18 protein-coding genes, 1 tRNA gene and 1 pseudogene are annotated in these 20,075 nt (G+C 65.4%); 5 read left to right on the forward strand and 15 right to left on the reverse strand.

Annotation, left to right across the window (positions count from 1 at the left end):
• Window positions 1–9: 9 nt before the first annotated feature.
• Together G5B40_RS01155 and G5B40_RS01160 are read right to left on the reverse strand one after the other, a co-directional pair.
• Complete coding sequence (locus G5B40_RS01155) at window positions 10–1,149, reverse strand: D-alanyl-D-alanine carboxypeptidase family protein (RefSeq protein ID WP_165093999.1); 1,140 nt, start codon at window positions 1,147–1,149, stop codon at window positions 10–12.
• Window positions 1,146–2,090: an SPOR domain-containing protein gene (locus tag G5B40_RS01160; RefSeq protein WP_165094002.1), complete on the reverse strand. Its 945-nt coding sequence runs from the start codon at window positions 2,088–2,090 to the stop codon at window positions 1,146–1,148. The genes G5B40_RS01155 and G5B40_RS01160 overlap by 4 nt, the downstream gene beginning before the upstream one ends.
• Window positions 2,091–2,254: 164 nt before the next feature.
• On the opposite strand from G5B40_RS01160, the gene G5B40_RS01165 reads away from it, so the two are divergent.
• Window positions 2,255–2,344: transfer RNA gene (locus G5B40_RS01165), tRNA-Ser, on the forward strand.
• Window positions 2,345–2,533: 189 nt separating this feature from the next.
• Here G5B40_RS01165 and G5B40_RS01170 read toward each other — a convergent pair.
• The 3 genes from G5B40_RS01170 to G5B40_RS01180 form a co-directional block, all read right to left on the reverse strand.
• On the reverse strand, window positions 2,534–2,977 hold the full coding sequence (locus G5B40_RS01170) for a hypothetical protein (protein WP_165094005.1): 444 nt from the start codon (window positions 2,975–2,977) through the stop codon (window positions 2,534–2,536).
• Between the two features lie 97 nt (window positions 2,978–3,074).
• Window positions 3,075–3,332: a hypothetical protein gene (locus G5B40_RS01175; protein WP_165094008.1), complete on the reverse strand. Its 258-nt coding sequence runs from the start codon at window positions 3,330–3,332 to the stop codon at window positions 3,075–3,077.
• Window positions 3,333–3,389: 57 nt separating this feature from the next.
• Window positions 3,390–3,638, reverse strand: a complete 249-nt coding sequence (locus G5B40_RS01180; RefSeq protein WP_165094011.1) for a hypothetical protein — start codon at window positions 3,636–3,638, stop codon at window positions 3,390–3,392.
• Window positions 3,639–4,198: 560 nt separating this feature from the next.
• Between G5B40_RS01180 and G5B40_RS01185 the strand changes: the two genes are divergently transcribed.
• On the forward strand, window positions 4,199–5,032 hold the full coding sequence (locus tag G5B40_RS01185) for an IS5 family transposase (protein WP_165094016.1): 834 nt from the start codon (window positions 4,199–4,201) through the stop codon (window positions 5,030–5,032).
• Between the two features lie 415 nt (window positions 5,033–5,447).
• Here the strand turns inward: G5B40_RS01185 and G5B40_RS01190 are convergent.
• The 5 genes and pseudogenes from G5B40_RS01190 to G5B40_RS01215 all read right to left on the reverse strand — a co-directional run.
• Window positions 5,448–5,882, reverse strand: a pseudogene (locus G5B40_RS01190) (recombinase family protein); the annotation flags it as partial.
• 444 nt (window positions 5,883–6,326) lie between these two features.
• Window positions 6,327–7,601 carry a dihydrolipoamide acetyltransferase family protein gene (locus G5B40_RS01200; RefSeq protein ID WP_165094018.1) on the reverse strand — a complete coding sequence of 425 codons (1,275 nt, stop codon included), beginning with the start codon at window positions 7,599–7,601 and terminating at the stop codon, window positions 6,327–6,329.
• A complete protein-coding gene (locus tag G5B40_RS01205) occupies window positions 7,601–8,596 on the reverse strand; it encodes an alpha-ketoacid dehydrogenase subunit beta (protein WP_165094021.1) in 996 nt (331 codons plus the stop codon). The genes G5B40_RS01200 and G5B40_RS01205 overlap by 1 nt, the downstream gene beginning before the upstream one ends.
• Window positions 8,593–9,615, reverse strand: a complete 1,023-nt coding sequence (locus tag G5B40_RS01210) for a thiamine pyrophosphate-dependent dehydrogenase E1 component subunit alpha (RefSeq protein ID WP_165094024.1) — start codon at window positions 9,613–9,615, stop codon at window positions 8,593–8,595. Before G5B40_RS01210 ends, G5B40_RS01205 begins: the two co-directional genes overlap by 4 nt.
• Window positions 9,608–10,933, reverse strand: coding sequence for an NAD(P)H-dependent oxidoreductase (locus G5B40_RS01215; protein ID WP_165094027.1), 1,326 nt, complete (start codon window positions 10,931–10,933; stop codon window positions 9,608–9,610). Before G5B40_RS01215 ends, G5B40_RS01210 begins: the two co-directional genes overlap by 8 nt.
• Window positions 10,934–11,137: 204 nt before the next feature.
• Here G5B40_RS01215 and G5B40_RS01220 point away from each other — a divergent pair, with 204 nt between their 5' ends.
• Window positions 11,138–11,824, forward strand: coding sequence for a hypothetical protein (locus G5B40_RS01220; RefSeq protein WP_211907388.1), 687 nt, complete (start codon window positions 11,138–11,140; stop codon window positions 11,822–11,824).
• A gap of 349 nt (window positions 11,825–12,173) precedes the next feature.
• Window positions 12,174–12,989 (forward strand): HAD family hydrolase, encoded by an 816-nt coding sequence (locus tag G5B40_RS01225; RefSeq protein ID WP_165094033.1) that lies wholly within the window; start codon window positions 12,174–12,176, stop codon window positions 12,987–12,989.
• Window positions 12,990–12,993: 4 nt separating this feature from the next.
• On the opposite strand, the gene surE is transcribed toward G5B40_RS01225, so the two are convergent.
• The 5 genes from surE to G5B40_RS01250 are packed head-to-tail and all read right to left on the reverse strand — an operon-like array spanning window position 12,994 to window position 18,651.
• Window positions 12,994–13,731, reverse strand: coding sequence for a 5'/3'-nucleotidase SurE (gene surE, locus G5B40_RS01230; protein WP_165094036.1), 738 nt, complete (start codon window positions 13,729–13,731; stop codon window positions 12,994–12,996).
• Complete coding sequence (locus G5B40_RS01235) at window positions 13,709–14,881, reverse strand: MBL fold metallo-hydrolase (protein ID WP_211907389.1); 1,173 nt, start codon at window positions 14,879–14,881, stop codon at window positions 13,709–13,711. The genes surE and G5B40_RS01235 overlap by 23 nt, the downstream gene beginning before the upstream one ends.
• Window positions 14,878–15,957: an ABC transporter ATP-binding protein gene (locus G5B40_RS01240; protein WP_165094039.1), complete on the reverse strand. Its 1,080-nt coding sequence runs from the start codon at window positions 15,955–15,957 to the stop codon at window positions 14,878–14,880. The genes G5B40_RS01235 and G5B40_RS01240 overlap by 4 nt, the downstream gene beginning before the upstream one ends.
• Window positions 15,945–17,648 carry an ABC transporter permease gene (locus G5B40_RS01245; RefSeq protein WP_165094041.1) on the reverse strand — a complete coding sequence of 568 codons (1,704 nt, stop codon included), beginning with the start codon at window positions 17,646–17,648 and terminating at the stop codon, window positions 15,945–15,947. The genes G5B40_RS01240 and G5B40_RS01245 overlap by 13 nt, the downstream gene beginning before the upstream one ends.
• A gap of 13 nt (window positions 17,649–17,661) precedes the next feature.
• Entirely contained in the window at window positions 17,662–18,651 is a 990-nt protein-coding gene (locus G5B40_RS01250) for an ABC transporter substrate-binding protein (RefSeq protein ID WP_165094044.1), read from the reverse strand.
• 204 nt (window positions 18,652–18,855) lie between these two features.
• Here G5B40_RS01250 and G5B40_RS01255 point away from each other — a divergent pair, with 204 nt between their 5' ends.
• Window positions 18,856–19,833, forward strand: coding sequence for a sugar-binding transcriptional regulator (locus G5B40_RS01255; RefSeq protein ID WP_165094046.1), 978 nt, complete (start codon window positions 18,856–18,858; stop codon window positions 19,831–19,833).
• The last annotated feature ends 242 nt before the right edge of the window (window positions 19,834–20,075 follow it).

Genomic DNA, 20,075 nt, shown 5'->3' on the forward strand with positions numbered 1-20,075 from the left:
TGCGGGACGCTATTCGGTGAGGAGGAGCGCGTCCTCGTCCCGCAGGAGCGTGCGGATTGCGGCGCCGACGCGGGTGGCGAGACCGCCCTTCGCCACCGCCGCGGCGGCGATGAGCGGCGTCGAGACCGGAGGGAGGCCTGGCGCCTCGACCACGAGATCGCCGATCCGGTCGCCGGCGGCGATCGGCGCCGCAATCGGCCCGTCATAGCGGATGATCGTCTTCATCTTGTCTATATCGCTCCAGGGCGCGGTCGCGATCACGTCATGCTCGGGCGTCAGCGGCACGGTCGCGTCCTCTCCGACCCAAACCTCCGCCTCGCCGACGATCTGGCCGGCGGTAGCGATTTGTTCGGTGCGGAACTCGCGGAACGCCCAAGTCAGCAGCCGTTCGGCCTCCTGACTGCGCGAATTCATGCTGTCAAGTCCAGTGATGACGAAGGCGATGCGCCGCCCGTCGCGAATTGCGGAGCCGGTGAGGCCATACCCCGCCGCCTCGGTATGGCCTGTCTTCAGCCCGTCGGCGCCCAGATCGAGATAGAGAAGCGGGTTGCGGTTGCTTTGCTTCACTCCGTCCCATTCAAACTCGGTCTCGGCGAAAATCGGGTAGTATTCGGGGAAGACGTTCACCATCCGGTCGACGAGGATCATAAGATCTCGCGCCGTCATGCGGTGCTCGGGGTCTGGCCAGCCGGTGGCGTTGACGAAATGTGATCCTGTCATGCCGAGTTCCGCCGCCCGGGCGTTCATCTTCTCGGCGAAAGCCGCTTCCGACCCGGCGAGCCCTTCCGCCAGCACCACGCACGCGTCGTTCCCGGACTGGACGATGACGCCGCGCAGAAGGTCGCGAATGCTGACCCGCTCTCCCGCGCGCACGAACATCCGGCTGCCGCCCATCTTCCACGCCTTTTCCGAGACCGGGAAGGTTTCATCGAGCGATAGCCGTCCCGATTGCAGCGCTTCGAATGTCATGTCGAGCGTCATCAACTTCGACATCGACGCCGGGGGCAGCGGCATGTCGGGATTCTTCTCGAGAAGCACCGCGCCGCTGGTCATGTCGATCACCATCGCCGCGCGGGCGGCCGTATCGAAGGCGGAGGCGGGCGCAGCGGCCAGCAAAACGGTGGCGAGGGCGGCGAGAAAGCGGGTCATAAAGTCACCTCGATTGCGTCATGTATGCCTTCGGCCGCCGCCGCCTCGCGCGCCGAGGCGACGGCGTCGGCCGAATCCAGCGGGCCGATGAGGACGATGCTCATGAGCCTGCCGCCGACGCTGCGCTCGACCCGTCGCGATGGCTGATCGCCCGCGCGGAGCCGCTCGGTGAGCGCGGCGGCGTTCGCCGCGACGCCGAAGGAGCCGACCTGAAGATATCTTCCGGCGGGCGGCGCGGCGGTCGCCGCCGGCCGCGGTTCATCCGCCCCCACCGGATGGGCGTTCGGTGGGGCGTCATTCGCGTCAGAGCGGGCGAGGACTGCAGGTGACGCGGGAGCGGGCGACTGCGGCGCGGCGCCGACTCGCGTCCTCTCCGGCGCTTGCGCGACGGGGTCGATCTGAATCGGAGCGGGCGCCGGCGGGGCAGGGGCCTCCACGGGGTTCGCCGCGCTCGCGCTCCGGCCTTCAAGGCTGGACGGAGCGGCGTTCTCCAGCGCAGTGACCTCCAGTTCGGCCGGCGTCCCCGGACTCAGGCCAAGTGCGCGCGCGGCGTCGGAGGAGACTACGATTGGCGGGCCGGGCATCGCCGGATCGCGGCGGAACATCGCGCCTTCAACGGTCTCGCCGGTCGCGATATTTAGGATGCGCACCCGCTCGGCCCGCGCGGCGCGCGGGTGCGCGATCCAGACGCCTTCAAGCGTCGCGGCGCCATCCCAGACCGCCGTTCCCGTCGCATGGAACCGCGCGGGCGCCAGTCTGTCGTCGCTGGCCCCGGAGGCGGGCTCGACGGGCGCGCTGACCGGCCCTGAAGCCGAATCGACCGTGCGCGCCGCCGATTTGAGGAAGTGCACACCGAGCTTGGCTTCAGTGCAGCTGGCGAGCGCGATGATGCAGAGTGAGAGCGCCACGGCACGGCCGCGAGAACCGGCGTTGAGGTTCATACACGTATCTCCGCCTCAGAATGCTCCGCCGGCTTGCGCGGCGTTCATCCAAGCCTACCGCAAGCCGGCCGCTATGGAAACCGCGCGCAGCGCTGGACGCTCCGCCGTCCGGGGGCTAGAACCCGCACCGGGTCCGCGTCCGCCAGCGTGGCGGGCGCGCCAGCGGAGAGGTGGCAGAGTGGTCGAATGCGGCGGTCTTGAAAACCGTTGAGGGCGCAAGCCTTCCCAGGGTTCGAATCCCTGTCTCTCCGCCATGACTTGATTGCGTGCTAAGCACAATACGTTGCAATCAAACGATAATTGAAAAGCCGGCCGAATTATTGGCTATTTTTGCTCCACACTTTGCTCCACAAATTCCAGCGCTGCGTCGCCTTTTGGCGCTCCCCGCCCACACTGATGCGCCCCGGCCGCAGCCGGAGCGCTGACGGCTCTTGCGAGTCCCTCTACCGCTTCACCGAGAGGCTGCGTCGCCGGCGGATGTCATGTTCCGCTGTGATCAGATCCGCGACCCGGTATGAGAGCGCAAGCGCGTCGGCGAGGAAGCCCCGAAGCCGGCTGATCTCCTGTTCGCTCTGCGGGTCGTCCGCCCTGAGTCTGGAGAGATACTCAACCGCTTCCTCAGCGGCCTCGCGGAAATCATCGTCGAGAACCTGTCGCTTCCGGACGAGATCGGCCAGCGCCCGAAAGGCGGGGTCGAGCACCCCCTCTGCGATGGAGTCCGCCTCATAGGCGCGCACGGCGGCGCGAGCGGCGGCGATGGCGTCGGCGGCCGAGATCGCCGCCCGGGCCAGTTCGTCTGGCTGGGCCTCGGCCGTAAAGACCAGATGACGGCGGGTGTTTTGCGTGGAAAAGCTGTTCGGAAGCAGCGTGGTGATGTCTGTCGACATTTTGATATCCTCTTTCATTTGGATGAGCGCAGCCGGGATCGTCCGGGCCACATCGTGTGGGCCCGAACGGATCTCGGCCTGCGGGGGTCGGTAAGTCTCAGGCGCTGGTCGCTGGCCGGCGCCGGCGCGGCCATCGGTGCTCAACCCTGACCGGGCGCGGCTCGGTGCGCCGGTGGCGCGCGCCTCGGGCCTTCCGCCGCTCCGAGCGGCGCTCGGCGGCGATGTCGGCTTCGGCGTGGATCCGGGCGCGCACGCTGTTCATGCGCTCGACGGCGTCGCCCGAGAGGCGGCCCATCACCGGAGCGCCGGTCGCGGCCCAGAGAACGATCCCCGGATGATCGAGGGAGACCAGCACCCGCCGCGCCCCGACGAAGCGGGTCGGGCGATGCAGGCCGGCGGCCAGAGCCTCCGCCTAGCTCAACCGGATTTCATAGCCGCGATTGGCCTTCGTGTAGGCGCTGGTGCCATAAGCCAGCATGGCGTAGCGGCGCTCGCCCAGCCGGGCGATGTCGAGCACCAGGCAGGGCCGCTTCTTCGGCGGCAGCTCCGACGAGCCCTCGACCGGGAAGCGGAAGCTGATGATGTCGCCCCAGGTGAGCGACTGGCGCCAGTCGGCACGGCTGACGGCGGCGGCGGGTGTGGATGAGAGTGCGTCGAGCATGTGCGGTCCTTCGCATTGAGTTGATCAAGGCGACGCGCACGATCCGGTGAGACCCCGGGCGATCCGTAGCAGCGGAAGGTGTGAACCCTTGCCCGGCAGCCTGTTCTCATCCTCTTTTTCCAGAGGCGATCCGCTTCGTGCGCGTCATGAAGACCGCGCACGGAACGGCTCGCCTCCTCTCGCCGCGATCTCGGAGCGGATCGCGGATCAACTCGGCCGCCTCGGCGGGCGGCGGCATTCGGGGAGAGCGTCGAGAGGGGGCGCCCCTCTCGACTTCGGCAGGGACGGGTTTAGAATGCTGCGATCGGCGTGATTAAATTGAAACTAAGATTCGCCCTCGGCCAATGTTGAACATGAGCCTTCGGCCCAATGCAGTTCTTGACTGTGGGCAGAGACGTTGCAGTGCAGCTTTCCCTATACGGACCTTCGAGCGCTACCTGAGGTATCCGCCGCCAGAAGTTCCAACCCTGCGTTCTTGCCTCAGAGCCCGCCCCGAAATGAGTTGAGCGATATCAGAGGGTTGTGATTCACGTCGGTTTGCAACGACTGACGGAGGCCCGATGCCCTGGGATGATATCGCCCGCGCGGAATATGCGCGACGGTCAGCGCGCTATGCAAGCGACCTGACGGATCGGGAATGGGAGGTGATCGCCGCCTACATGCCTGATCGACGCGGTCTGGGCCGCCCGCGCACAACCGATCTGCGGGAGGTGATGAACGCGATCCTTTACATCGCCTCGACCGGCTGCCCTTGGCGCTATCTTCCGACGGAGTTTCCGCCTGTTTCGGCCGTGCAGCGTTACTTCTACCGCTGGCGGGACGAAGGCTTCTGGCCCGCACTCAACAATGCGCTGGTGATGGTGTCACGGGAGCTGGAGGGGCGCGAGGCGTCTCCGACCGCAGGCGTGATCGACAGTCAGAGCGTGAAAACCACAGAGGCGGGAGGGGTTTGCGGCTACGACGCTGGGAAAAAGATCAGGGGCCGCAAGCGCCACATGGTGGTCGATACGATTGGGCTGATGGTTGGCCTGGTCGTTCACGGCGCCGGCGTGCAGGACCGCGACGGCGCCCCGCTCGTGCTGGCGTCCATCCGCAGACGCTGGCCGTGGCTGCGCCACGTCTTCGCAGACGGCGGCTATGCCGGGAAGAAACTGCGCCGCGCCCTGACCGGGTTCGGCGACTGGCGCATCGAGATCATCAAGCGATCTGATCGCGCCGAAGGGTTCGAGATCATTCCAAGGCGATGGGTTGTCGAGCGCACCTTCGCATGGCTTGGAAGATGCCGCCGTCTCGCCAAGGACTGGGAGCGATCCATCGCCTCGTCCGAGGCGTGGGCGAACGTCGCGCATATCCGACTGCTCACCAGACGCCTCGCAAGGTATTGTTATGTTTGACCGAGTTTCGAGCCAGGCTCTGAGAGATACAGACATCTAACACTGGCAAACGGAATCGCCCCGCAAGATCGCGAAGGACTGCGATGCGTTCCTGCGCCGACAAAGTCGACGCCGGGAGCCACGGGCAAAACAGTGACGCAGCGGTGTTTGCTGGCATGTTTACCCAATTGTCGTCGATCTGAAACCGCTGGAGATTGAAGGTGATTGCAGCAACGCGGGAGAAGCTGTTTGGCAGCCAGGCGAGAAGCTCAAGCGACCACAACAGGTCGGTCCTGAGGCAGTCGCCGCTCACTCCTCCGCTCACCGTTCCCATGATTGCTTCAACGGACGGATCGGATCTTCTCAGTTCAGCTTCCAAACTATCAAGGAATGCTGAAGGGGCGGCTTCGGCGAGCACTCTAAGATGATTGCGTAGACTGACCTCCCTCTCGAACTGCGCGAACGAGAGGAGGACATTCAGCGTCAGACGCCCCATGCTGCTCGTGGTGTTGAAGGCTTGGGTGACGGAGACGAAGCTGACCGCGTGGGCGTCGAAGAGCTCGACGATGCGCGCGAAGTCGGCGAGCGACCGCGTCAGCCGGTCGATCTTGTAGACCACGACGACATCCACTCGCCCCGCCCTGATGTCGGCGAGCAGCCGCTTCAGCGCCGGGCGCTCCATGGTCCCGCCCGAGACCCCGCCATCGTCATAACGCTCGGGGAGCGCTTTCCAGCCCTCGCCGGCCTGGCTCTTGACGTAAGCCGCGCAGGCCTCGCGCTGCGCGTCGAGGCTGTTGAACTCCTGGTCGAGCCCTTCGTCCGAGCTCTTGCGGGTGTAGAGCGCGCAGCGCTTCGCCGGAACCTTCGTCACGCCGCCGCCTTCCCGGCGTCTTGTTTCCTCAATCCGAAGAAGCGCGGACCATTCCAGCGGATCCCGGCGATCGCCGTCGCCGCGGCGGAAAGGCTCGGATGAAGATCGCCCCGGCAGAGAAAGCCCCCCGGGCTCGACGATCACTTCGACCGTCTCGCCCTGCGCCGCCGCGTCAGGCGAGCGACCCTCGCTGAACTCGCGGGCAAGCTCCCGTCGTGCGTCGTGACCATGGAAGCGTGTTCCGGCGCGCATCATGCCGGGCGGCTGTTCGCCGCGCGCGGTCAAGAGGTACGGTTGATGTCGCCGGAAACGGATACTTATTCGGCTTTCCTGACAGCACTTTCAAAGTTACACTGCCTCGGCCAGACTACCGGTGCGCCAGAGGAGTCCCTTTTCGGAGCCGTCTAGAGGGGGGCGAGCGCAAGCCGATTGTCGCCGCAATCGTCATCTTCCGGTTTTGAGGCCCGAGCCTAGGAGGTTCGCCGGCTGTTCGACGAAGTTTCTGAAACTCTCCAGCCAACGCGCGCCCAGTGCGCCATCAACGACGCGGTGGTCGCAGGAGAGCGTCAGTGACATCATCGTGGCCGCCACAGGCTGATCGTCATCTCCGACGAGGAACCGGCGCTCACCGCGGCCAACTGCGAGGATCATGCTTTCCGGTGGATTGATTATCGCCGAAAACCGACGAACCCCGAACATGCCGAGGTTCGACAGTGACATGCTGCCGCCCTGCATCGCTTCGCTGGAAAGCTCGCCGGCATGTGCGCGCTCGGTAAGGTCAGACAGTTCCCCGGCCAGATCGACCAGCGATTTCTGGTCTGCATCTCGCAAGACCGGCGTGACCAACCCACCGTCGACCGCGACGGCCACCGAAATTTGCGCCGCATCATAGTGCAAGATGGTTTCACCCGCCCAGGAAGCATTGGCTTCAGGCACCTCGATCAGCGCCAATGCCGCCGCGCGCGCCAGGCAATGCGTGACCGAGACGCGGCTGGAACCGCCCAACGCCGCCAGGCCGGAGTTGATCTGCGAACGGAGCGTCAAGAGCGGGTCCAGCCTGATCTCGGCTTCGAGATAGAAATGCGGGACTGTCGTCTTGCTCTCGGTCAGACGGCGAGCGATGACACGCCGCATCCGGCTGATTGGTTCCAGCCGGTGGCCCAGACCCAGGCGATCGGCGATTGCGCGCGGATCGGTCGACGCGACAGGCGCCGAGACCGCCGCAGCCTCCGCCTCGACATCGCTCCGGGTAATGCGGCCGCGCGGGCCGCTGCCGGCGATGCGCTCCAGCATCACTCCCCGTTCTCGCGCTAGGCGGCGGGCAAGCGGAGAGGCGCGCAGCTTCCCGTCGTCTTGCAAGGCTTTCTGATCCCGCGGGGACGCGGGCTCAGGTCGGGTCGCAGTGGCCCGGTCAGGCTCCGCTCGCCGATTTGGGGCCTCACGCGACGGGGTGACCATCTCGGCCGCCGGCTCCGCTTCGCCTTCGGTCTGGATCAGCGCCACCACAGCGCCGATCGGCACCGTGTCGCCCGGCGTCGCCGTGACCCGTCGAAGAATTCCAGTGGCCGGGCTTTCGACCTCCATCGTCGCCTTGTCGGTCTCGATATCGAACAGCGCCGAGCCCTTCTCGACCTTGCCCCCTTCGGCCACATGCCAGACCGCAACGACGCCCTCGGCCATGTCCATGTCGACCTTTGGCATGATCACCTCGACCGGCATCAGGCGCGGCCTCCGGCCAGACGCCGCGCGGCGTCGAGGATGTCTGACGACTGGGGCACCACCGCCTTTTCCAGTTCGGGGTTGTAGGGGATCGGCGACTCCGCGCCACCGAGACGCAGGATCGGCGCGTCAAGGAAATCGAAGGCGTCGCTCTCGGCCACCATGGCGCTGACCTCGGCGCCGACGCCCAGCGTCTTGACGCCCTCGTAGACGATCAGCAGCCGACCGGTCTTGCGAACGCTCTCCAGCACAGTTTCGCGATCCATCGGACGGATCGTGCGCAGGTCGATCACCTCGACTTCGACGCCCTCTTCGGCCAGCCTTGCCGCCGCGTCCAGCGACTTATGCACCATGATCGAGGTCGCCACGATGGTCACGTCGCGCCCCGCCCGGCGCACCTCCGCCTTGCCGATCGGCACGGTGTAACGGCCTTCGGGGACCGGCCCCTTCATCTTGTAAAGCAGCTTGTGCTCGAAGATCATCACCGGGTCGGGGTCGGCGATGGCGGCCAGCAGCAGCCCCTTGACGTCATGCGGCGTCGCCGGCTGCACGACCTTCAGGCCCGGCACGTGCCCCAGCCAGGCCTCAATGCTCTGACTATGCTGCGCCGCCGCCCCTGTGCCCGAACCGGCCGGAAAGCGCATCACCAGCGGCACCGACACCGCGCCGCCCAGCATGAAGCGCAGCTTGGCGGCCTGGTTGGCGATCTGCTCCATCGCGAGCGTCGCGAAGTCCGAGAACTGGAATTCGAAGATCGGCTTCAGGCCTGTCAGCGCGGCCCCGACAGCCACTCCGGCGCCGCCCAGTTCCGAGATCGGCGTGTCCATCACTCGATCCGGGCCGAACCGGTCAATCAGATCGCCCGTCACCTGGAAGGCGCCGCCATAAACGCCGATATCCTCTCCAAGCAGGATCACCGCCGGATCGGACTCGAGCGCAATCGCCAGGGCCTCTCGGATGGCCTCGGCATATGAAAGCTCGCGATTGTCGGTCACGCCGCCTCCGGTGCGACTGCTGCGGGAGTATAGACGTCGCGCGTGGCCTCAAGCGGGTTCGGGTCGGGGCTCTGGCGGGCATAGTCGATCGCGGTGGCGATTTCTTCCGCCACATCAATTTCCAGCGCCGCGACCTCGGCCTCGGTCATCACGCCATGTTCGACCAGTAGCGCCGCGAAACGTGGGATCGGATCGCGAGCGACCCAGGATTCGATCTCGTCCTTGGTGCGGTAACGATTGCGGTCGGATTTGGAATGGCCGCGCCAGCGATAGGTCATGGTCTCTATCAGGCTGGGGCCCTCGCCCGCGCGCGCCCGTTCGACCGCCGCATTGCAAGCCTCTGCGACCGCCGAGACATCGTTGCCGTCGACCGCCTCTCCCGGCATCCCGTAAGCGACGGCGCGGTCGGCGACCTGGGCCGCGGCGGTCGAACGCTCGGTCGAGACGGACATGCCGTATTTATTGTTCTCGCAGACGAAGACGACCGGCAGCTTCCAGACTGCCGCCATGTTCAGGGCCTCGTGGAAGGCGCCTTCGTTATTGGCGCCGTCGCCGAAGAAGCAGGTCACCACACCGCCAGTGCCGAGCCGCTTGGCGCTGAGCGCCGCGCCCACCGCAATCGGAAGCCCGCCGCCGACAATGCCGTTTGCGCCGAGATTGCCCTTGGCGACATCGGCGATGTGCATCGAACCGCCGCGGCCCTTGCAATAGCCGGTCTCCTTGCCGAAAAACTCGGCAAACATCTTGGTTGGCTCGGCGCCCTTGGCGATGCAGTGGCCGTGGCCGCGATGCGTCGAGGTGATCTTGTCTTCATCGCTCAGCGGCAGGCAGGCGCCGACGGCGCTGGCCTCCTGACCGATCGAAAGATGCATGGTGCCGTGAATCAGGCCGCGGGTATAGGCGTCTTCGGCGCCTTCCTCAAAGCGGCGGATCAGGATCATCTTCCTCAGCGCCTCGCGCAGAACCTCAGGCGTGTAGGTGTGGATGGCGAAGGGTATGTTTACGGCGGCATCAGACATTTGCGTCACCATAGAGAATCCGGTCCTGTTCCGCGCGCATCCTGACCAGCGCCGAGTCCGGTGGAGTGACATTAGCGCGCGTGATCAGATCGCCTTTTGCGATGGGTTTCGTCACCTTGGCGTGAGTCAGCATGCCGCAAGGAACCGCACCGACGGCGCGCGACTCCCGCGTCTCCATGATCCAGGCGCGATAGTCGTATTCGCCGATCATCCCCAGCGTGTCGCCCGGCTTGAGGTTGCGTTTGGCCACCGCGCAGACCTCGGCTACCGGCCGGTCCATCGGCTGCATGTCGGGCCGGCCGTAGAGCACGGCGCGGGCGCAGGTCAGCGGTACTTCGAGCGAGGTCAGATGGTAGGGGCGGATGAAGGTGAAATAAGGGCCTTGACCCAGTTTCAGGTCTTCCATCCGCTCGGAAATCCGTGGATGGCGCATCTCCGCCACTACGAAAATCCCCGGGGCGAGTCCTTCGCCGATGGAGAAGTCTACCCGCCCTGAAGCCGACAGAATGCCGCCATCGGCCTTCGGCGTCAGCACCTTCGCCAGATCCTTCGGACCAGCCGCCGGTCCGTGCATTCCCGGCTTGTCCGGGATCAATCCGGTGGCGTTGGCGATCGCCGCCATCTCGACCATGGTCTTCGAGCCGTCAACGAATTCGACGAGCATCCTTGGATTCATGCTGCGCCGCTTCGCCTCGGCCTCATAGGCGTCTGGCGTGGCGTCGAAATTCAGCGGATTGTTCTTGCCCTTGCCGGCGCAGACGATTGGATGGCCCATCGCGGAAACGAATTCGATCAACTCCATGCAGGACGACGGTTCGTCCCCGGCGCCCAGCGAGTAGACCACGCCGAGCCTCTCGGCCTCGCCTTTCAGATACGGGCCGACGGTTACATCCGCCTCGACATTCATCATTACCAGGTGCTTGCCATGCTGCATGGCGCGCAACCCGATCTCGGCGCCGACGGCGGGAATTCCGGTGGCGTCAACAACCACGTCGATCAGGCCGCTGTTCAGAAGTTGCTCCGCATCCGCGACCACCGCGACCTTGCCATCTTCGACCGCTCGATTCAGCGCATCGGTCGTGTCGACATCGCGCGAATGACCGTCCTCCTGAAAGGCGATGTCCACAGCCTTCGTCGCGGCCTCGGGATTCAGGTCGGCGATCGCCGCCACCTCGACGCCCTGCATGTGGATGGTGCGGGCGACGATATCGGTCCCCATCTCGCCCGAGCCGACAAGCCCGATACGAATTGGCTTTCCCGTCTCGGCGCGCTGCGCGAGATCGCGCGCAAGGCCGACGAGCGCTACATTCGTGGCCATTGTGACGACCCTTTCTCTCGCTGCGTCGTCTGTTGATCCGGAACATTTGTGCCGATGTCAACACTAACGTTCATCGCACGGCTGCGGGCGCGGCCTGGCGTCTCGGGGCTGCTTGACGCGCAAGGGTGCAGGCACCATTGTTCTGATGCGATAACAATTGTTCTTGCTGCGGATCGAGACGCCGCAGATGAACCGGAGGCGATGATGCTTTCTCCCGCGCTGCCCGTGAAAGATGCCCTGCGCAGCCTGCGCACCGGATTGGCGGCGGGCCGGGAGGTGATACGGCCGCTCCGATCTCTTGTGCCGCCGCCGGTGGGGGGCTTGGTCGACGATTTCATGCACCGGATCGACAGGATCGGGCTGCGCGTCGAACATGAAACCTCGCGTGCGGTTCATTCCATGCTCGATCATTCGACTCCGCAGGAGCGCAATACCTGGACGCTGGCGCGCATGGCGACGGATCCAGCGGGCCCGACGGCTTTTGCGGAACGGCTTTACTTCGGGCTCGAAATCGCTTTCGAGCGCCTGTCGTTGCCGTCGGAACTCCTGAGCGAGATGCTGGCGGCGCGAGCCTTCGATCGGACGCTCCGCTCGACGCCGCCGCCCGGAGACAGTTTCGATCTGGCTGCGGCGCTGCTGATCGAGGCGGATGCCGGGATGTTCGCCCCGCCGCCGCCATTCGCTGTCCGGGCGTCGGCCGCGGATCGGCGGCTGGCGCTGTTCGCAGTGATGCTGTGGCTGCTGGTCGATCCCGACGATGACCCCGACGAGCAGGCGCTGCTCGACATCTGCATCGATGCCGCTGCGGCGCTGGGCCGCCAGATCGCCGAGCTTCCCGACGACCGCGCGGCGATCCGCCGGCTTCTCTCCGAATACGCGCGGCTGATCTAGCCCCATGGGCTTGGCGCTCGTCCCCAATCCCTTTCAACCGGCGGAACAGGCCGGCGACTTGGCGCGTCTGCGGCGGTTCGCCCCCGCCTTCACGGCTACGATGCGACGGATCGGGCGGGATCAGGGCGCGGTTGTGCGGATCGACAGTGTTCGCCTGGCGGCCGCCTACCTGGATTGGCGCAGTATGCTGCCGATGCATCCGCCGCATCGCGCTGCGGGGGTGCTTCTGCAAGCGCTGCTGCGGAACGCCCCGCTGAAGATGGTCATGCCGGCGGAGACGCCGGAGGGGTCGGCGCGGTTCTGGCCCGAGGGCCATGCCTGCGTGACCTGGTGCCTTGACCTGCGCCGGATGCTTTCGGACGGCGGCGGACCTGGCGCGGCCTTCCTCGATCTGCGCACCTGGTGGTCGTTTCGCGAGAACTTCGCCGAAGACAGCGCCGTCGCGGTCCCTTTCCTGGAGCTTTTCGCCGGCGACGAGCCGGACTGGGACAGAGCCGGCGATCAGAGCGCGTGCGGGCCACCGCAGTTGCGAGTGGTCGCGAGCGAATTCGTGCCGCTGCCGCCAGACACGAACGTCGTGATCTTCGATCTAGGCGCGCTGAGCAATGCCGATGACCTGTCGGTGCAGGCTCAATGCGCACTACTGGCGCATTATGGCGCGGCTTTGCCCGAGGCTGAGGTGCGGCGTCGTTTTCTGCACCGGCCGGTGGGACTGGCGATGACGCATGTGGCCGAGCGCACCGGTCGGATCTGCCCCAGCGGCTACATCGCTGACTTGCGGCGGAGCGAGGCGAAACTGCTGGCCGGAGGTCTGATACTGTCTGACGGAGCGGCGGATATTGTCGCCGCGTTGAGCAGGCGCGGCGTCAAGGTGCGGATCGTCGCGCGAGAGAGCGCGCTGGCAGCGACATTGGCGGAACTGCGCGCGTCGTTTCCCACTGCCGAGGTCGTTCATGGAGACATCGCTTCCGGATTGGACGGCTTGACCGACGACATCTGTCGAACGATCGCGGCGACGACCTCGCCGGCGGTGATATCCGCCGTAATCGCCGCCGGCGGCGCGGCGCTGGGCGTTGCGGACCGGAGCGACCTGCGTAAAGAGTTACTGGCCGCCGGCGCGCGACAGGTGTTGCCTGTCATCAGCAATCTGACAATCGCACCCTGAGAGTTTACAGGCGTTCGAGCAGCGTATCGTCAAGGCGCTGCTCCATCGACCAGCGCAGCCGGCTGAGCGTGATGAAGCCCTGCGCAAGCAGGCTGTTCTCGTCCCCCGCGACCGAGGCGTGCGCACGACCCCGCGGGACCACCAGTTCGGTCATGTTGTCAGTCCGCGAAACCACGCGACTTTCGCGGGCGATCTTGTCGCGGCCGATGCGCGGCTGCCGCACTGCGGCCGGAATCCGCTGCGGAAGGTTCAATGACAACCATGAACCTTCGACGTACCAGTCCCGCCGTCGCTCCCACAGGCTTTCGATCAGATCAGCCAGGCGCCCGGCGTCGGTCTCCTGCACATCGGCATTCTTGACCCGCGACAATCCAATCGCGGGAAGACCCCAGAAGCTCGCCTCGCGCGCAATGGCGAGAGTGCCGGAATAGGCGATATCCTCGGCCACGTTCGGGCCGTCGTTTACGCCCGAGATCACCAGATCCGGCGCATCCGCATCCCGAAACAACCAGGTCATCGCAGCGACCACGCAATCGGCTGGCGTCCCCGAGCAGGAATAGCGCTGCGGCCCGAGGCGATGCATTCGAAGCGGCCGCGCGACGGTCAGCGAATGGCCGGCTGCGGTCCGCTTCGCGTCAGGCGCGACGGTCCATACATCGTCGGTCAGCCGGTCGACCGCTGCGGCCAGCAGCGCCAGGCCAGGTGCGCCGATACCGTCGTCATTGGCGATCAGGACTCTCAAGACATCGTCTTTCTATTAGCGGCACCGAAGCGCCGGTCTGGACAGTAGGATCGAGAGCGGGCAATGCGCTGTGCAGCGCATGGAGGGCGTCAGGCGGGCACGAGTGGCCCAGGGCCGCAGGGCGACCCGCCCGATTCCAGATCGCGAGATTCTCGGCAAGAGTGGGATGCGTCGGCATGCGCAGCCAGTCCGCCTTGCCTGCCGCGCGAAGGATCGCGCCGGGCGACCCCTCGGGCAGATGCCCGCTGAGCAGCACAGGCGCGGCATCGGCCACCGCCTGCTCCAGCGCGGCGACGGAAGGTCCAGCCTGGCCCATGGCGTCGTGGACCAGTAACGCGCAGTCCGGCAATGGCTGGCCGGGGCTCCAGTCCTCCGCGCGCGCCACTCGCTGTGAGAGTTCGGGTCTTCCGGATCGCGCGATCTGCTGCAGCAGCGCTCCGCGCATGTCGCTGGCGATCGCGAACCGCCCGTCGAGGATGGCGATCAACTCCAACGATCGGCCGGACAGCGGCGTCGGAAGAACCGCGGCTCCCGGATGGGCGTCGATCCATCGGGCGATGGCTTCTGCGCGCTCCGGCCCAGACACCGTATCAACCCCATAGGAACAATCGAGAATCAGCAATTCGCATTCGGGGATCGGCCGCATCGGAAAGACCGTACTCTGCGGCACCACGTCCCCCGCATAGCCAAGTCGGGAATTTCCGCCCGTGACATGGAACCAGAGCCCGCCGGCGACGTGGCCGGACGCGCCGGATGTCACCCGCAACCCGCCAATGTTGACGCTCTGACCTTCCTCGATCAGCCGTATGTCCATCGCCTCGGGCCGGAATCCGGCTAGGTCCGTCGGTTGGGCGTATTGCGCCAGTGTAGCCGGCATTTCGGCGCGGGTCTGTTCCGTCATGAATACCGGCCCGAGGAATCCCCTCTCCGAAAGCCAGGGTAGGGCGCCAATGTGATCTTCATGCGCATGGGTGACGAACAGCGCGAATATCCGCTCGGCCGGGCGCGGTAGCCGCGGATGATAGTCGTCGCCCGCAGCGCCGACCTTGATCCCCGCGTCCAGAAGAATACAGGTTTCGCCGTCGTCAACGGCGATCGAGGTCCGGCCCTTCTCGCCGAAGCCGCCACACAGGTTGACGCTCAGCGTCACCGCCCGTCTCCTGCGGGGATCAGCCAGCCCCCGGTCAGACACAGCCGGATCGGGTCGCCAGAGGCGATTGACTGTGGATCCGGTTGCTCCAGATGCAGAAGCACCTCGGGTGCGGCGTCCGGCGCGATCTCCAGCCGCGCGACGCCGCCTTGATAGACGGTGCGCCGCACCACCCCGTCGAAGCCCGGTTGATCCACCGTCGTCACCCGCAGATCTCCGGCCCGCACGCAAACCGTCGCATTGGCGCGAGGGCCGTCGCCAGGCGCGCAGCGCAGGACCACCGGCTGACCCAGCACATTGGCCTGACAGGCGCCTTCAATTGCACGCGACTCGATCTTTGTCGGAAGCATCATTCCCTGAGAAATGAACGAAGCCACCATCGGATTGGCGGGCCGGTGATACAGAGCCTGCGGCGTGTCGAGCTGCATCAGTCGTCCATGATCCATCACCGCGATCCGATCCGCCAGCGCCATCGCCTCGGCCTGGTCGTGGGTGATGTAGACGATCGTGGTTCCCGTGCGTTCGTGGAACGCGCGAAATTCGTCCTCCATCGAGGCGCGCAGGTGCACGTCGAGGTTGGCGAGAGGTTCGTCGAACAGAACCAGCGATGGTTCCGCCACCAGGCAGCGCGCCAGCGCCACGCGCTGCCTTTGCCCGCCCGACAGGCTGGCGGGGGAACGGTCGGCCATTTCGCCGAGATCCACCAGCGCCAATGCTTCGCGCACCCGGCGATCGCGGTCGGCGCCTGAAACGCCAGTCACCCTCAGTGGATAGGCGACGTTCTGCGCCACAGTCATGTGGGGCCACAGCGCGTAGTTCTGAAAGACGATGCCGATCCGCCGTTGGTTGGGCGGCACTTCCAGCGTCGGCGTGGACACGACTTTACCGCCAATCGCGATTTCGCCCGCACTGACGCTCTCGAACCCGGCGATGGCCCTCAGGAGAGTCGTCTTGCCGCAGCCGGACGGGCCCAGCACCGCCAGAAATTCACCCTCGGCGACATCAAGCGACACGTCATCCAGCGCGGTGAAGCCGCCGAAGGTCTTGGACAGGTTTCGGATCGTCAGTCCTTCCACGGCAATACTCCTTCGGGCAAACGTTTCGCGAAGAGCGTGGCCGACAGCATGAGCAAGAAGGTGATCGCCACCACGATCACGGACAAGGCGGCTGCATATTTCGAATCGCCGCCCTGCTCGAACGAGAAGATCACCACACCGATGGTCTCGGACCCCGAAGACCAAAGAAGCGCCGAGACAGTTAGTTCGCTGAGCGCGGTCATGAAGATCAGAAGCCCGCCGGCCATGGCGGCCGGCGCAACCAACGGGAAGATGATGGTTCGGAGCCTGGTGAAGAGGCCGGCGCCCGCCACTTCCGCGGCCTCCTCCAGCGCGCGGTCCAACTGGGCGTAGCCATTCACTGTTGGTCGGATCGCCAGCACCAGAAAACGCGCCAGATAGGCGAACAGGATGATCCAGACGGTGTTGTAGATCGAGAACCCGGCCAGGGGGATTGGTTTGAGGAACATCAAAAGGGCGGCGATCGCCAACACCACGCCGGGCAGCGCATAGGGAAGTTCGATCGCGAAGTTCAGCCAGCGGACCCAGCGCGTCCGCCCCCAGGCGATCAGATAGGCCACCGGGATCGCCGCGAACACCGAGAATACGGCGGCAGTAGCCGCGAGCATCAGGCTATTGACGAAAGCCCGCCGCGCGGCCTCATGCAGGGTCAGGATGAAACGGTAATTGTCCAGCGTCGCCGATGCGGCGGTCAGGACGACCCCATAGCCGCGCACCAGCGAGGTCAGGATCAGCCCGACCAGCGGCAGAACCAGAACCCCCACGATCAGCGTCCACATCAGCGCGCCGATGACGATCCTCCACCGGCCGAGCCGGTAGGGTTCCGGCGGCACGGAGGTGGTGGTGATCCGAAAGTCGCGGCGTTTGCCAACCCAGTCCTGCGCTGCGATTCCCGCCATCGCGATGATACCGATCAGCACCGAAAGATAGGCTACGTCCGACAGCACCTCCGGGCCGCCACCAGCCAGCCGCCGGAAGATCAGCGTCGGCAGCACCGTATAGTTCGCCGGAATGCCGAGGAATGCCGGTATGCCGAAATTTCCGACGCAGGACACGAAGGCGAGCGCCGCCGCTCCGGCGATCGAAGGCGTCATCAGCGGCAGCACGATCGTCACCACCACCTTGAGTGGTCCGGCCCCGCCAGCCTGCGCCGCCTCGACCAGTTCGCGAGGCAGCTTCCGCAAACCCGCACGCACGATCAGGAATACCAGCGGTCCGTAGTGAAGCCCCAGAAGCAGGATGATGCCGCCTGCGGAGTAGAGCGGATTCGGTGTGCCGATGGGCGGCGCGATCCCCAGCAGATGCAATAGTGGACTGGACGGCCCGAACACCTGCAGCCACGCCAGCGCGATGACCTGCGGCGCGATCATCAGCGGCGTGACGTAGCACAGGACCAGCATTTGAGTTCCGCGGATGTCGGTGAGGGTCACCAGCAAAGCGACCGTAGTGCCGAGGATCACCGCCAGAGCGCCGCCCCCGATGCCCACCACAAGCGAGTTGCGAGTGGCGATCCAGGCGGTGCGGTCGCCCAATCCATCACGGATCGCATCGATCGAGAATGTCCCGCCCGGCAGAACGATCTCCTGCAGTAGCCGCAGCATCGGCAATAGGGAAAACAACACGATGAGCGCAAGGATCATCGTGGTCAGGGCCATCTGCTGGCCCTGACCCTGTCGCGCCGCCGCTGGCATCCGGGTGGAGTCCTCAGCCGCCGAACATGGTGGCGAAACGCTTCTTGTCGGCGTCGATTGACTTCACGACTTCGGGTACGCTGATATCCATCACCTTGACCTCGACGCCTTCCGGCAGCCAGTCGGGACGTCCGACCGAAGCCTTGGCGGGCAGATAGCCTTGGCTCAGCGCCAGTTCCTGACCGGTGTCGGAAAGGATGAAATCGACGAACTTCCTTGCGTCATCGGCGTTTTTCGCGGTGGCCATGATCGCCACCGGCTCAGTCACCGCCGGCACGCCTTCCGGGGGGAAAACGAACTCGATCGGCGAGCCGTCCTTCTTGGCGTTCATCGCCATGAAGTCCACAAGGATGCCATAGGCCTTCTCGCCCGATGCGACCGACTTCAGCACGGCGCCGTTGCCGCGTACCGCCGTCAAGCCGTTTTTCCTCATGTTCTCGAAATAATCCCAGCCCAGATCGTCCCGCGCGGTGAACCCCGCCAGCAGGAACGCGGCCGCCCCAGAATAGAGCGGGCTGGGCATCACCACCAGGTTCTTGTAGGCGTCACCGGCGAGGTCGCTCCAGTGTTCGGGCTTTTCGGTAGCGCCGGTATTGTAGGCGATGCCGGTGGTGATCAGCTTGCTGCCGAAATAATAGCCGTCGGCGTCATACGCGTTCGGATCGAACCCCTCGGTGTTCGCGTCCGCGTAGGCCATCAGCCGGTTATCAGCCTTCAACCCTTCCATACTCACCGCATCCGCGATCAACAGCACGTCGGGTTGCGGGCTTCCGGCCGCAAACTCGGCCGCCAGCTTCGACAGCAGGTCGCTCGTCCCCGAGCGGAATATTTCCACTTCGACGCCCGGATTGGCCGCCTGGAAAGCGCCGACTGTCGCGGTCGCGTCCGCGTCGGGCTGCGAAGTGTAAAGCACGAGCTTGTCCGCGGATGCAGTCGACGCCATCCCGACCGCAACCGCCAGCGCCGCCGAAACGCCCGCCAGTCTTCGAGTTTTCGTCCCCATCGGAAAGTCCTCCCTTTTGAAGCGGGCCAAGCGAGGGGCTCCGCCTCCGCACCCCGCTGCCCATTGCAATCACGATAGTGCGCCGAAATATAGTCATGTTCAAATGATCCGTGTCAAACACAAATGTTCGGATACACTTGCGTGGAGATGCGGCATCAGTCAGGAGGGTGCGAGCGGAGACCGGGCCAACAGGGGACGCGAGCGATGGCGAACAAATCGAACGGATCCCAGCTTGGAATGGTTTCGTCCGACCTGCATGTCAAAATCGCCTGGCTCTATCATGTCGAAGGGATGACGCAGGAGGCGATCGCGAACTTGCTGAAAATCAGCCGGATCAGGGTCATGCGTTCGCTTTCAAACAGTTCCAAAAGCAAGGTGGTTGTCACCACGATCAACGCCAGCGCCTCCGACCAGATCGCGTTGGAGAGGATGCTGGAAACCCGCTGGCGGTTGGAGAGCGCGGTGGTCGTGCCGACCCCTAGCGAAGTGAAGAACCTCGAGCGCAGCATCGGTCATGCCGTCGCGCGTTTCATCGACGAGGCGATGCAGGACGGAATGACCCTGGCCATCGGCGGCGGCGCCACGTTGCACTCCAGTCTGGACTATCTCGAGCGGCGGGAACTGCAGCGCGCCAGCGTCGTCGGGCTGGTCGGCGGGCTGCCGAACTCGCGCTGGATCAATCCTTCGATCGTCGCCAGTCGGGTCGCCCAACGCCTCGGCGCCGAAAGCTATCAGATCACAGCGCCCGTGATCGTCGACGCCCCCGACCTGCGGGATCGGCTCTGGGCGCAGCCGACCTTGCAGGACGTCCACGAGCGGGCGTGCCAGGCGGACCTCGCGATCCTCACGGTCGGCGAGATGGCGGCGACGGCGACCGTGTTCAATCACGCCATCGCGCCCATAGACCTCCTGCAGCCATTGCGGGAGGCGGGAGCGGTGGCGAATATCCTCAGCTATTTCGTCAATCGCGACGGAGTCCTTGTCGATCACGAGATCAACCGTCGGATCATGGCGATCCCGCCGACCGAGATCGCCGCATTGCCAAGGGTGGTCCTCGCCGCCGGCGGGGCGCACAAGATCGACGCCATTCTGGCTGCGCTGACAGCGGTTCGGGCGCAGGTGCTTATCACCGACCTCGCCACCGCCAGCCAGTTGCTCGCCGCGGCGCCCGATCCGGGATGAGTTTCGACCTCGTAGAGGTTTGAACTTAATCGGACATCAGGCGTTCGGGTATCGGTCAGGCCGCGCCTGTCGATCTGCGATCCTGCGGCTGTCATGTTCTTCATTCGCAATGGGTGTGGCGTCGGGGAATGTCTGCGTCGGCGTCTTGGCGCGTCGATGCCGCCAGAGGGCGGCCACCCGGCCATCATCACCGCCAGACGAATGATCGCCGGGCATCTCCCGAAATAGCGAGAAGCGCCGCG

This window comes from Pikeienuella piscinae, assembly GCF_011044155.1.
Taxonomy (GTDB): Bacteria; Pseudomonadota; Alphaproteobacteria; order Rhodobacterales; family Rhodobacteraceae; genus Pikeienuella; species Pikeienuella piscinae.